Here is a 12,788-nt window from a genome sequence, read left to right as displayed (position 1 = left end):
CCCCGCATGCCCGAACACCCCCCAACCGGACCCGCCGCGCCGGCCTGATCATCGACCTCGCCTGCGGCAGGTCGGGGGTCCCGGGTGGGCTAGCGGCGGGAGCGGAGGGCGTACCAGACCGCGCCGAGCGCGAGCACGGCGAAGCCGGCCAGGACGCTGCCCAGCGGCAGGTTGACCACGAGCAGCACACAGCCGACCAGCCCCGCCACCGCGAGTGCCCGCACCGGCAGCCTCCGCGCCGGGTCGTGCTCCAGCCGCAGCGCGGCGGCGTTGGTGATCGCGTAGTAGACCAGCACGGCGCAACTGGAGAAACCGATCGCCTGTCGGACGTCGCCGAGCAGGACCACCAGGATCACCACGGCGGCGACCGCCAGTTCCGCCCGGTGCGGCACCTGGTGCACCGGGTGCACCACGGCCAGCGCCCCGGGCACGTCGCGCCGGCGGGCCATCGCCAGCAGCGTCCGGCCCACCCCGGCGAGCAGGGAGAGCAGCACCCCGGTCACCGCGATCGCCGCGCCGGCCCGGACCACCCAGGCCAGGCCGGGCAGCCCGGCCGCCGTGACCACGTCGACGAGGGGCGCGGCGGAGACGGCCAGCCGGTCGGCACCGAGCACCCCGACCGCCACCACGGCGATCACCAGGTAGATCACCAGCACCACGCCGAGGGCCAGCGGGACCGCCCGGGGGATGGTCCGCTCCGGGTCGCGTACCTCCTCACCGAGGGTGGCGATCCGGGCGTACCCGGCGAAGGCGAAGAAGAGCAACCCGGCGGCGGTGAGCACCCCCCGGGCGGAGCCGCCACCCGCGCCCAGCCGGCCGACCTGGACGTCACCGGCGGTCAACCCGGCCACCACGACCAGGGTTAGCACGACCAGCACCAGGGCCACCAGCACGGCCGTCGCGGCGGCCGTCTTGGCGATGCCGCGCAGGTTCACCACGGTCACCGCGAGCACGGCGGCGACCGCGGCCAGCCGGGTGTGCCCCGGCCAGAGGTACGCCCCGATGGTCAACGCCATCGCCGCGCAGCTCGCCGTCTTACCGACCACGAACCCCCACCCGGCCAGGAACCCGGCGAACGGGCTCAGCCGCTCCCGGCCGTACACGTAGGTGCCGCCCGACTCGGGGTGGCGGGCGGCCAGCCGGGCCGAGCTGGTCGCGTTGCAGAACGCGATGAAACCGGCCACGGCCAGGGCCACCAGCAGGCCCGCGCCGCCGGCCGACGCGGCGGCCGGGGCGAAGACCACGAACACGCCCGCGCCGAGCATCGACCCGAGGCCGATGACCACCGCGTCGGGCACGCCCAACCGCCGTCGGAGTCGATCCATGGCGGCAGGCTAGGTGACCGAGGTGAACGGACCACTCCAGGCCCGCAACCGGCCCGGCAACGGCACGTCGTCCCACGGGACCCTTCGCAGCAGCCGATCCAGCAGCAGGCCGAGCAGCAGCGCGGCCAGCCCGTCGGTGAGCCAGTGGAAGTTCAGGTACGTGGTGGTGACCAGCAGGATCGCCGGCGGCGCGAAGCGGACCAGTCGGTAGACGGCCGTGGGGAGCCGGCCGGCGGCCAGCGCGGTCAGCAGCAGCGCGATCACCCCGTACCAGACGATCGCGTTGGCCACGTGACCTGACGGGTAGGACATCGAGTAGGCGCCCTCCGGCAGTCGGTTGAAGATCTCCACCGCCTCTTCCGGTGGTAGGAACGGCGCCTTGACCGTGGCGCTGGGCGCGGCCCGGTCCGTCCAGAGCTTGAGCGGCCCGATGGTGGCGGTGGTCAGCACGAAGGTGGTCGCGACCAGGAGCAACGGTCGCACCGAGTGCCGCCGCCAGGCCACTGCCGCGGCAAGCCCACCGGCGACCGGCATCAGCAGCCAGCCGCCCTGTCCGAGCAGGTTGAACACCCGGGCGGTCCAGTACAGCGGCGCGGGGTCGTGCGCGTAGGCCCACCTGCTGACCGCGAGGTCGAGGCCGAGCAGCCTGCCGCCGGCGAGCGCCACGGTCAGGGTGACCAGTCCGGCCAGCAGGAGGGCGTCGCACCACCAGCCGGCGGGGCGCACCGGCCGGGGCACGCCGCGTACCCTCGTGGTTTCCCGCACGCGGTCACGCTACCGGCCCGGACGGCGGCCGGTTGGCGCGGGCCGGGGCGGACGGGCGCGTCCGATGTGTGCCGAGCCACGATCGGAAGCGCTCGGCGGGGGGCACCCTTCACACTTGACCCCGTGCGGATCACCTCGGCTCTCGTCGACCCGGCGCTGCTGGACCTCCCCTGGTCGACCCCGCTGGAGCAGTGGCCTGCGCACCACCTGGTGGCGCTGCCCCAGGGCATCTCCCGGCACGTCGTCCGGTTCGTCCGGCTCGGCGACTACGTGTACGCGGTCAAGGAAACCGGCGAGCGGGTCGCCGAACGGGAGTACGACCTGCTCCGCGCGCTGGAGCGGATCGACTTCCCGTCGGTGGAGGCGATCGCGATCGTGGCCGACCGGCAGAGCGACGACGGGGAGCCGCTCGCTCCGGTGCTGATCACCCGGCACCTCCAGTTCTCACTGCCCTACCGGGCGCTGTTCTCCCGTACCCTGCGGCCGGAGACCATGGGGCGGCTGCTGGACGCCCTGGCGGTGCTGCTGGTGCGGATGCACCTGACGGGCTTCTTCTGGGGCGACTGCTCGCTGTCGAACACCCTGTTCCGGCGGGACGCCGGTGCCTTCGCCGCGTACCTGGTCGACGCCGAGACCGGGGCGCTGCACCACTCGCTCTCCAACGGCCAGCGTGGCGAGGACCTGGAGATCGCCCGGGTCAACATCTTCGGCGAGGCGCTGGACCTACAGGCCGCCGGGCTGCTGCACGAGTCGATCGATCCCGAGATGGTCTGCGAGGAGGTCGTGCAGCGCTACGAGCGCCTCTGGCACGAGATCACCTACGAGCAGCAGGTCGAGCGGGAGGCCCGGCACGACATCGAGGGCCGGATCCGCCGCCTCAACGAGCTGGGCTTCGACGTGGCCGAGGTGGCCATGTCGACCGTCGACAACGGCCGCTACCTGGTCCGACCCAAGGTGGTCGACGCCGGCTACCACACCCGCCGGCTGCTGCGCCTGACCGGTCTGGACGCCGAGGAGAACCAGGCCCGCCGGCTGCTCAACGACCTGGACGCCTACCGGATGGAGAGCGACCTGGCCGACGAGCAGCAGGCCGCCCACCGCTGGCTGACCGAGGTGTTCGAGCCGGTGGTCCGGGCGGTGCCGGCGCACCTGCGCCGCAAGCTGGAGCCGCAGGAGATCTTCGCGCAGATCATCGAGCACAAGTGGCTGCTATCCGAGCGTGCCGGCCGGGACGTCGGCATGGGTCCGGCGGTGCAGTCGTACCTGTCCGAGGTGCTGGTGCACCGGCCGGACGAGCAGGCCGTCCTGGGCGTCGAGGTGCCGACGACAGGCTGACGGCGGCGTCCGCCCCACCTCGCCGCGCCGGTCACTCCACCCACGCGCCGCCGCGCATCACCCGGACCACGGACAGGTCGTCGTCGAGAACCACCAGGTCGGCGCGGAGACCGGCCTGGAGCGCACCGACCCGGTCGCCGAGCCCGATCGCCCGGGCCGGGGTGGTGGCGACCATGCGGACGGCGTCCGGCATCGGGATCCCACTGCCGGCGGCGTGTCGCAGCGCGGCGTCCATGGTGAGGGTGCTGCCCGCGATGGCGCCGTCGCGGGTGAGCCGGGCCACCCCGCCGGAGACCAGCACCTCCTGGCCGCCCAACTCGTAGCCGCCGTCGGGCATGCCGGCGGCGGCCATCGCGTCGGTGATCAGCGCGGTCCGCTCCGGGCCGGCGGTGGAGGCGGCGAAGGCGAGCATGCCGTCGTGCAGGTGCACCCCGTCGGCGACCAGCTCACAGACCACGTTCGGCGCCTGGAGCAGGGCCACCACCGGGCCCGGTTCGCGGTGGTGCACCGGCCGCATGCCGTTGAACAGGTGGGTGCCGACGCTCGCGCCGGCCGACACGGCGGCCCGGGTCTGCTCGTACGTGGCGTCGGTGTGGCCGACCGCCGCCACCACCCCGTGCGAGGTGAGCAGTCTGACCGCGTCCAGCGCGCCGTCCCGCTCGGGGGCCAGGGTCACCATGCGGACCGCACCCGCGCCCAGCTCGACCAGCTCGGCCAGCTCGTCGGTGGACGGGTCGCGCAGGAACTCCGGGTTCTGCGCGCCGCAGCGCGCCGCCGACAGGTACGGCCCCTCGAAGTGCACGCCGGCCAGCACACCCTCGCGTACCAGCGGGGCGAAGGCGGCGGTGGCCGAACGCATCAGGTCGAACGGGCCGCTGACCAGGCTGGCCAACAGGGTGGTGGTGCCGTGCCCGAGGTGGAACGCGGCGGCCTGCCGGGCCGAGTCGGCGTCACCGGTGGTGAAGGTGTGCCCTCCACCGCCGTGGGTGTGCATGTCGACGAAGCCCGGCACGATCCAGTGCCCGTCCCGCTTGGCCGGGTACTCGGCCACCGCGGTGATCCGGTCACCGTTGATCTCCACGCACCCCTGCCGGATCACGCCGGTCGGGGTCACCACCTTGCCGGTCACCCGCAGGGCCATGGCTGCTCCAGACTGTCGAAGGCGAGCAGGGCAGCGCCGAGGCAGCCCGCCTCGTCGCCGAGGGCCGCCGCGACCAGGCGCGGCTCCCGGTGAAAGGTGATCCGCTCCCGCAGCGCCGACCGCAGCGGGTCGAACAGCCGCGCGCCGGCCCGGGCCAGTCCGCCGCCGATCACCATGGATTCCACGTCGAACAGCGCCTGCGCGGTGGCGAGCCCGTCGGCGAGCGCCTCGACGGCCTCCCGCCAGACCCGCCCGGCCAGCTCGTCCCCGGCCGCCGCCCGGTCGGCCACCTCGGCGGCGCCGAACGCCGCGCCACCGGGCGGGAAGTCGACGGTGCGCGGGGTCGTCGCCCCGACGGAACCGGGGCGGCCCGACGCGCCGACGCCGCCGGGGGAGAGGGCGGCCGACCGGGCCAGCGCGGTGTAGCGGCGACCGATGGCCGAGGCTGAGGCGACCGCCTCCAGGCAGCCGGGCCGCCCGCAGCCGCAGCGCGGCCCGCCGGGGCGTACCAGGATGTGGCCCAGCTCGCCGGCGGCGCCGTGCGCCCCGGCCGTGGCCGACCCGCCGACCAGGTGGGCGGCGGCGATTCCGGTGCCGACGGCGACGAAGAGGACGTGTGCTACGCCCCGGCCGGCGCCGAGCCTGGACTCGGCCAGGCCCCCGAGGCGCACGTCGTGGCCGAGCGCCGTGGGCAGCCCGGTCCGGTCGCGGGCCAGCTCGCGTAGCGGCACGTGCCGGAAGCCCAGGTTGGCCGACCAGACCGCCACCCCGGCGGTCTCGTCGACCAGGCCGGGCACGCCGATGCCGCAGGCCACCGGGGTGCGCCCGTCGGCGCGGGCCTTGCCGGCCAGCCCCTCCGCGACGTCGAGGATGGTGTCGACCACGGCGGCCGGACCGCGTTCCGCCCCGGTGGGATGCCGCTCGGCGTGCACCACCGCGCCGTCCTGGCGGACCAGGGCGCACTTCATCCCGGTGCCGCCGACGTCCAGCGCGACGACGACCAACCCACGGTCCCCGGCGGGGGCGTCGGTCACGCGAGGACCACGGAACGGCTGAGGTGTCGGGGCGCGTCCGGGTCGAGGCCCCGGCTGGTGGCGAGCGCGACGGCGAAGCGTTGCGCGAGGATCAGGTCGGCCATCGGGTCGACCGGGGTGCGCCCCGCCGCCCAGTTGCCCAGCACCGCCCGGCAGCCGTGGTGCCGGCTGTGCACGAACGCGGCACCGGTGGCCGCGACGTCCTCGGGCAGCCCGTCGGGCAGCTCGCCGAACGCCCAGACCAGCCGGCCCGGGCCGGCGATCGAGATGGGGCCGTGCCGGTAGTCCATCGCCGGGTACGCCTCGGCCCAGAAGGTGGCCGCCTCCCGGCACTTGAGCGCGGCCTCCTGGGCCAGCCCGACCGTCCAGCCCCGTCCGAGGAAGGTGGCCTGCCCGATGCGGGCCGGGTCGATCGGCAGCGGGGCCCGGACGGCCACCTCGGCGTCCGCGGCGAGGGCCTCGACGTTGTCGCCCAGGTGGGCGCGGAGCAGCGCCAGCGCGGTGGTGGCGAAGCGGGTCTGCACGACCGCGCGCTCGTCGGCGAAGGGCATGGTCACGGCCGCGTCGGCCAGCGCGACGGCGGGGGAGGCGGGGTCGCCGACGAGGACCGTGCCGGGCACCCGACCACGCAGCGCGGCGAGCAGGTCGAGCACCTCGGTGGTGGTGCCGGAGCGGGTGATCGCGATCAGCCGGTCGTATCGCCGGCCGGTCGGGAACTCGCTGGCCTGGAAGGCGTCGGTCTCGCCGTGGCCGGCGCGTTCGCGCAGCCCGGCGTACGCCATCGCCATGAACCACGAGGTGCCGCAACCGACGACGGCGACCCGCTCGCCGGGGCGGGGCAGGTCGGCGGTGGCGGCGCCGGCGAGCTGGGCCGCCTCCCGCCAGCAGTCGGGTTGGCTCGCGATCTCCGCGTCGACGTACGCCATGAGAACTCCTCGTGCCGGGAGGCGGTGCGCAATACGGCTCGTTACTGCCTTCTTTCGCGCGTTATTCTGCGCGCGCGAGGGTGGCCGTGGCAACCGGCTCCAACATCGCGCAACACAGGGTTTTGCGCCCCGCTAGTTTCGCGCACTACTGTGCACGCAATCAATCACCGTTCGTGCAGAGTCAACGGAGGCCCCGCGGTGGACCGGTACGCCAGATGGAACGCTCTGCTCGAGATGCTGACCGACAGCGGCCGGGTCAGCGTCGAGGAGGCGGCCGAGCGCCTGGACGTCTCCCAGGCCACCATCCGGCGGGACTTCGACCAGCTCGCCCAGCAGCAGATGATCACGCGGACCCGGGGCGGCGCGGTCGCCAACGGAGTCAGCTACGACCTGCCGTTGCGCTACAAGACCGCGAAGCACTCGGCGGAGAAGCAACGGATCGGCGCGGCGGCCGCCGCGCTGGTCTCCCCCGGCACCGTGGTCGGCCTCAACGGCGGCACCACCAGCACCGAGGTCGCCCGGGCCCTGGCGGTCCGCCCCGACCTCAACACCAGCGCCGAGGGCGCCCAGCTCACCGTGGTCACCAACGCGCTCAACATCGCCAACGAGCTGCTGGTCCGGTCGCGGATGAAGGTCGTGGTGGCCGGCGGGGTGGTGCGGCCGAAGTCGTTCGAGCTGGTCGGCCCGTTGGGCGGGGCGCTGCTGCGCGAGGTCACCCTGGACGTCGCCCTGCTCGGTGTGGACGCGGTCGACCCACAGCTCGGCGCGGCGGCCCACCACGAGGGTGAGGCGGCGATGAACAACCTGATGGTGGCGCGGGCCAAGCGGGTGGTCATCATCGCGGACTCGTCCAAGCTCGGCGGGCACGCCTTCGCCCGGATCTGCCCGGTGGAACGGGTCGAGACGCTGGTGACCGACTCGGGTGCGTCGGTCGAGGTCGTCGAGGCGTTCCGGGCCGCCGGGGTGCACGTCATCTGCGCCTGAGCCGGCTTCCGTCACCCGGCTGCGGGTGTCGACTGGCGGCCGATGCATACCGGGTATTGTCCTCTCCGCCATACCGAGTATGGTGTCCGCTGTCACGCCATCCAACGGGGGAGGCACAGCTTGTCCGCTGTCCTGGAGATCGAAGGTCTACGTAAGACGTACAAGAGCCGCCGGCGCGGCGTCCGCAACGCGCTCGACGGCTTCGACATGCGGGTCGAGGCGGGGCAGGTGCACGGCTTCCTCGGCCCGAACGGGTCGGGCAAGACCACCACGCTACGTACCCTGCTCGGCCTGATCCGGCCCGACGGCGGCCGGATGGCCGTCCTCGGCCAGGAGGTGCCGGCCGCGCTGCCCACGGTGGCCGGCCAGGTCGGGGCAATCGTGGAGAGCCCGCAGTTCTTCCCGCACTTCACCGCGCGGGACACGTTGTCCCTGCTCGCCGGGGCCGGCGAGGTGCCGGTCACCCGGGTCGACGAGGTGCTGGAACTGGTCGGGCTGCGCGACCGGGCCGGCGAGCGGGTCAAGACGTACTCGCTCGGCATGAAGCAGCGGCTGGCCGTCGCCTCAGCCCTGCTGAAGAACCCGAAACTGCTGATCCTCGACGAGCCGGCCAACGGCCTCGACCCGGGCGGTATCCGGGAGATGCGCACCCTGATGCGCGACCTCGCCGAGTCCGGGATGACCGTGGTGCTCTCCAGCCACATCCTCGGCGAGATCCAGCTCATCTGCGACTCGGTCACCATCATCTCGCTGGGTCGGCGGGTCGCCTTCGGCCCGGTCGACCAGGTGCTCGCCGCGCACTCGCTCGGCACCGTCCGGGTCCGCCTGGACGCCGCGGAGGACCTGGCCGCCGCCGCCGAGGTGCTCGGCCGCAGCGGGGTGCCGGTCACCCGGCACCCCGACCACCTGATGCTCAGCGGCGTGGAGAAGCCGGCCTCGGTGAGCCGGCTCCTCGCCGAGCACCACCTGTACGTCAGCGAACTGGCCCCGGTCTCGGTGGACCTGGAGAGCGTCTTCCTGGAGCTGACCAACACCGCGCCGGTGCCGGGCCAGCACCGCCAGGTCGACGAGTCCGTGCGGATCGGCGGGGCGGAGCAGTCCGGTCGCGCCGGAGGGGGTTGGGGAGCATGAGTCTGTACGTCACCGAACTTCGCCGGCTGGTCAAGCGCCGGCTGACCCGGGTGATGCTCGTCCTGCTGGTGCTCGGGCTCGCCGGCGTCGCCACCGCCCTCGCCTTCTCGAGCCAGCAGCGCTCCCCGGCCGTCATAGCGCAGGCCCGGGCCGACGCGGACGCCCAGTACCGGCAGGCCGTGAAGGATTGGGAGAAGGGCATCGCCGAGTGCGAGGCGGCCCAGGGGCGCGGCGAGCAGACCGAGGAGAGGTACGGCCCGAACTGTGGCCGGGACTGGCAGCCGCAACCGGAGATGTTCGATCCGGAGTGGAGCCTGCCGTACGAGTTCGACTTCCGGGACGAGTTCAGCGTCCTCGTGGCGGTCTTCGCCGGGGCGGTCGCGCTGTTCGGGTTCGTGGTCGGGGCGTCCTTCGTCGGTGCCGAGTGGCACACCGGCGGGATGATGAACCTGCTGCTCTGGCGGCCGAAACGGCTGGCCGTGCTCGGCGCCAAGCTGGCCGCGCTGCTGAGCCTGCTCGCCGGGGTCACCGTACTGCTCGGCGCGATCTGGACGGCGGTCTTCTGGCTGATCGCCAGCACCCGAGGCTCCACCGCGAAGGTCACCGCCGGGGTGTGGCAGTCCACCGGACTCAGCGGGCTGCGGGCGCTGGCGCTGATCCTGGCCGCGGGCGCGGTGGCCTTCGCGCTCGCCTCACTCGGCCGGCACACCTCGATGGCGCTCGGCGTCGCGATCGGGGTCGCCGTGGTCAGTGAGATCGGTATGCGGATCGGCATGGAGGTCGCCGGCGTCGCGTTCGGGGATCGGTACGTGCTGTCCACCTACGCCATGGCCTGGTTCCAGAAGCAGCACAAGCTGTTCGACTACGACGCGTGCAACCTCGTGCAGGGCTCGTGCGAGCCCGCGGAGCTGGTCGTCACCTGGCAGCAGTCCGGGCTGCTGTTCGGGATCGGTTCGGCGTTGGCACTGGTCGCCGCGTTCTGGACCATGCGCCGGCGCGACGTGGCCTGACCGGCGCGCCACCGGGGCGGGTGGTGCCGGGTGCCGGACTTCCGGCGAACCCCGCACCACCCCGCTGCGCGGACACCCGTTCCGAGGCCCGCGCCGACTCCGGCTCGGCGCGGGCCTCGTCCGGTGCGATCGTCAGCCACCCTGGTTAGGCTGGATGCCCCCCGGTCGGCCCCGCCCCACCGGACGTCCGCCCTGCTGAGGAGCGCCATGCCCCCCGCCGACGCCGTCCCGGCCGACGTTGACCGGCCCGAGCCGTCGCCGGGGCGCGCCGGCACGTACGCCGCCGGGCGACCCGTTCCGCCCCCGCGCCCCGTACCCGAGGTGGAGACCACGTCCGGTGAGGCCGTGCCGACCGCCGCGCCGACGGAGGCCGCGCCAGCCGGGGACGGCCAGGGTACCGGGGCCGGGCCCGACGGCCTTCTGACCGAGCGGGAACAGCGGATCCTCGCCTTCGAACGACAGTGGTGGCGGCACGCCGGGGCCAAGGAACAGGCCATTCGGGACACCTTCGGCCTCTCCGCCACCCGCTACTACCAGCTGCTCAACGCCCTGCTGGACCGGCCGGCCGCGCTCGCCGCCGAGCCGGTGCTGGTCGGGCGGCTACGCCGGTTGCGCGCGTCCCGCGCCCGCACCCGTCGCCGCTGACTCTCCGCCCGGCCACCCACCCACCGCCCGGACCGGGCCGGGGGCCGATCGGGCGGGTCCGGCCGGGCCGGCAGGGGCCGACCGGGTGGCCCGGTTCCTGGTCCGGGGCATGTGGCGGTGCCCGGAGGCGGCGCTCTTCGCCGCGCCCGACCTTGCCCCAACCCGGGAGCATGAGCCACCTCAGGGCGGGTAGCCCGGGGCGTGGTCACCCCGACCGGGGCGGTTGCGACATACTGCGGCGTCGGCCGTGCCGGATACCGCGACTTGCCGCAATCGGGGGCGCGCCGGGCGGTCCCTGTGCGCCGGGTGGTCCCTGGGAGCACGGCGTGGCCTGGACGCGCGGGGTGCGGGTGGCGGCAGGGCGGACGGGTGGGCGGAGAGGAGCAGCCGATGGCGGGACCGGAGGCGCGACACCCGGCGGGGCACACCGTCCGGACGGTCGGCGCGCTGTCGACGATGCGGGTCAGTTCCGTCTCGGTACCCGCGCCGGGCCGGCTCGAGAACGAGGACGTCGTGTTCCGGTTCGGCCCGCTGGTGGGGGTGCTGGACGGCGCGACCGTGCCGGAGGGCTTCGACACCGGATGCGTACACGGGCCGGCCTGGTTCGTCCGCCACCTGGCCGCCCGGATCGGGCTGGCGGTCGCCGCCCGGCCGGCGGCCACGCTGGTGAGCAGCCTGGCGGCGGCGCTGCTCGGGGTCCGCGCCGATCACGGGGACGCCTGCGACCTCGACCATCCGGGCACCCCGTCGTCGACGGTCTGCCTACTGCGCGAGGGTGTCGACGAGGTCGACTACCTGGTGCTCTGTGACAGCCCGCTGGTGTTCGAGGCCGGCGGCCGGGTGACGGTGGTCTCGGACGACCGGCTCGACTCGGCGACGGCCGACCTGCGCCGGATCGCGGCGACCCTGCCGGAGGAAACCCCTCCGGAGACCCGGTTCCGACGGGCGGTGACAGCCCAGCGGGAACGGATGAACCGTACGCACGGCTACTGGGTCGCGGCGACCGATCCGGACGCGGCGTACCACGCGCTCACCGGCACACTGCCGCTGCGCGGTCCGGGCGCGGTCCGGCGGGCCGTGCTGCTCAGCGACGGTGCCTCCTGCGCGGTCGACCAGTTCGGGCTCCTCGACTGGACCGGGCTGCTCGACCTGGTCACCGCCGAGGGACCGGGTGCGCTGGTCGACCGGGTACGCGCCGCCGAGCGTGAGCATCCGGATCGGCTGCGCCGGCACAAGCGCGCCGACGACGCCTCGGTGCTGCTGTGCGAGTTCCCGTCCCGGGACTGATCGCCCGTTCGCCCGACCTCCGCTGCTCGGCAGAGCGCACAGCGCGGGATCGGTCACGGTCGCCGGCGTCGTTCACAACTGGTGCCCGCCGACCGGGCGAAACCGGATGACGGAGGGGCGGTCCACGGCCGAAACCCTGGACGGGCGGCTGGCGTAGCGGCAGACTCCGGCACGTGACGGGTGCGGTACGACTGGAGCCGGTGGACGAGCGAAACCTGGAGCCCTTGCTCTCCGTAGCGGTGGCCGAGGCGGAACCCGAGGACGTGATGCCCCCGGTCGACGCTCCGGCGGGCTGGTCGGCGGCCCGCCGGGACGCCTTCCGTGGCTACCACCGGGCCAGCTTCGCCGGCCTGGACGGCCCGACCCGGACCCGGATGTTCGCCATCGTGGCCGGCGGCGAGGTCGTCGGGATGGTGCGGATGCGCCGCTGCGACGAGCCCGGGGTGGTGGAGACCGGGATGTGGCTGGGACGCTCCGCCCGGGGGCGGGGCATCGGGGTGGCCGCCCTGCGGGAGTTGATGGACGCCGCCGCGGCGGCCGGCATGCACGCGGTCGTCGCCGACACCACCCGGGACAACGTCGGTGCCGTCGAAGTGCTCAGGAGATGTGGCGCGAAACTGTTCGTCGATGGTGATCGGGTACGCGCCGAGATATCTCTCGACGCCACCCCGCCAGCGCTCTGACAATTACCCGCCGGTCTGGCGGCGTCTGGCGTCCTTCCTGGTCGCCTCGGGTCCGATGGACGGGTGGGGCGAGGAGGCGCTGCGCCGGAACCTGGCGGACCTGGCCTGGCTGGAACGGGCGGCGCGGGCACGCCACGCGGTGGTGGACGCCCTGAGCCGGACGGGTCCGGTGGTGCCGGGCGCCGTGCCCCGCGATCAGGAACCGACCGGCGGTGGTGGGGCCGGTGCGGCGTACCTGCGGCGGCGTCGCGCCCAGCTCACCGCCCGGGAAGAGGGGCGGCGGCTCGCCGCCGAGGCGGCTGCCGCCGAGCACGACGCCCTCGCCGGGCACGCCGTCGAGGCACGGCGGCACGCCCCGCAGGACCAGCGGCTGTCGGTGTGGTCATCACCGGCGACATCACCCTGGCCATCGTCGACATCGACCTGGTTCGTATCTCGCTGCGCGCGCTGGTCGCCTCGGTCGGCGCCCTCGTGTCGCCCGACGCCGGGGAGTGCGGATGAGTGGATGGGGCGACGCGGGGT

Annotated in this window: 13 protein-coding genes; 8 read left to right on the top strand and 5 right to left on the bottom strand. The window is 74.2% G+C overall.

Annotated elements, in window-relative coordinates; all coding sequences use genetic code 11:
• Positions 1 to 89: 89 nt before the first annotated feature.
• Positions 90 to 1,325 carry an APC family permease gene (locus E1165_RS24220; RefSeq protein ID WP_132394050.1) on the bottom strand — a complete coding sequence of 412 codons (1,236 nt, stop codon included), beginning with the start codon at positions 1,323 to 1,325 and terminating at the stop codon, positions 90 to 92.
• A gap of 9 nt (positions 1,326 to 1,334) precedes the next feature.
• Positions 1,335 to 2,090, bottom strand: coding sequence for a phosphatase PAP2 family protein (locus tag E1165_RS24215; RefSeq protein ID WP_132394049.1), 756 nt, complete (start codon positions 2,088 to 2,090; stop codon positions 1,335 to 1,337).
• Between the two features lie 123 nt (positions 2,091 to 2,213).
• Here E1165_RS24215 and E1165_RS24210 point away from each other — a divergent pair, with 123 nt between their 5' ends.
• Complete coding sequence (locus tag E1165_RS24210) at positions 2,214 to 3,425, top strand: DUF4032 domain-containing protein (RefSeq protein WP_132394048.1); 1,212 nt, start codon at positions 2,214 to 2,216, stop codon at positions 3,423 to 3,425.
• A 31-nt stretch (positions 3,426 to 3,456) separates the two neighbouring features.
• On the opposite strand, the gene nagA is transcribed toward E1165_RS24210, so the two are convergent.
• The 3 genes from nagA to E1165_RS24195 all read right to left on the bottom strand — a co-directional run bounded on the left by nagA (position 3,457) and on the right by E1165_RS24195 (position 6,526).
• The gene (gene nagA, locus E1165_RS24205; protein ID WP_132394047.1) at positions 3,457 to 4,566 is read right to left on the bottom strand and encodes an N-acetylglucosamine-6-phosphate deacetylase; all 1,110 of its coding nucleotides are present in this window, start codon (positions 4,564 to 4,566) and stop codon (positions 3,457 to 3,459) included.
• The gene (locus E1165_RS24200; RefSeq protein WP_243704967.1) at positions 4,551 to 5,534 is read right to left on the bottom strand and encodes an ROK family protein; all 984 of its coding nucleotides are present in this window, start codon (positions 5,532 to 5,534) and stop codon (positions 4,551 to 4,553) included. The genes nagA and E1165_RS24200 overlap by 16 nt, the downstream gene beginning before the upstream one ends.
• A gap of 62 nt (positions 5,535 to 5,596) precedes the next feature.
• Positions 5,597 to 6,526, bottom strand: coding sequence for an SIS domain-containing protein (locus tag E1165_RS24195; RefSeq protein ID WP_132394045.1), 930 nt, complete (start codon positions 6,524 to 6,526; stop codon positions 5,597 to 5,599).
• Positions 6,527 to 6,724: 198 nt separating this feature from the next.
• Here E1165_RS24195 and E1165_RS24190 point away from each other — a divergent pair, with 198 nt between their 5' ends.
• The 7 genes from E1165_RS24190 to E1165_RS30155 all read left to right on the top strand — a co-directional run bounded on the left by E1165_RS24190 (position 6,725) and on the right by E1165_RS30155 (position 12,767).
• The gene (locus E1165_RS24190) at positions 6,725 to 7,510 is read left to right on the top strand and encodes a DeoR/GlpR family DNA-binding transcription regulator (protein WP_132394044.1); all 786 of its coding nucleotides are present in this window, start codon (positions 6,725 to 6,727) and stop codon (positions 7,508 to 7,510) included.
• A gap of 120 nt (positions 7,511 to 7,630) precedes the next feature.
• Positions 7,631 to 8,641, top strand: coding sequence for an ATP-binding cassette domain-containing protein (locus E1165_RS24185; protein WP_132394043.1), 1,011 nt, complete (start codon positions 7,631 to 7,633; stop codon positions 8,639 to 8,641).
• Positions 8,638 to 9,651 (top strand): ABC transporter permease subunit, encoded by a 1,014-nt coding sequence (locus tag E1165_RS24180; RefSeq protein WP_132394042.1) that lies wholly within the window; start codon positions 8,638 to 8,640, stop codon positions 9,649 to 9,651. The genes E1165_RS24185 and E1165_RS24180 overlap by 4 nt, the downstream gene beginning before the upstream one ends.
• 207 nt (positions 9,652 to 9,858) lie before the next feature.
• Complete coding sequence (locus E1165_RS24175; RefSeq protein WP_132394041.1) at positions 9,859 to 10,296, top strand: DUF3263 domain-containing protein; 438 nt, start codon at positions 9,859 to 9,861, stop codon at positions 10,294 to 10,296.
• A gap of 390 nt (positions 10,297 to 10,686) precedes the next feature.
• A complete protein-coding gene (locus tag E1165_RS24170; RefSeq protein WP_243704966.1) occupies positions 10,687 to 11,583 on the top strand; it encodes a hypothetical protein in 897 nt (298 codons plus the stop codon).
• A gap of 173 nt (positions 11,584 to 11,756) precedes the next feature.
• Positions 11,757 to 12,266, top strand: coding sequence for a GNAT family N-acetyltransferase (locus E1165_RS24165; RefSeq protein ID WP_132394040.1), 510 nt, complete (start codon positions 11,757 to 11,759; stop codon positions 12,264 to 12,266).
• Positions 12,267 to 12,329: 63 nt separating this feature from the next.
• Positions 12,330 to 12,767, top strand: a complete 438-nt coding sequence (locus E1165_RS30155) for a gas vesicle protein (RefSeq protein WP_371687396.1) — start codon at positions 12,330 to 12,332, stop codon at positions 12,765 to 12,767.
• The last annotated feature ends 21 nt before the right edge of the window (positions 12,768 to 12,788 follow it).

It is taken from the genome of Micromonospora sp. KC723, assembly GCF_004348595.1.
Classification (GTDB): domain Bacteria; phylum Actinomycetota; class Actinomycetes; order Mycobacteriales; family Micromonosporaceae; genus Micromonospora.
Note: the sequence above shows the minus strand (reverse complement) of the source record. Positions and strands in the feature narration are given on the sequence as shown.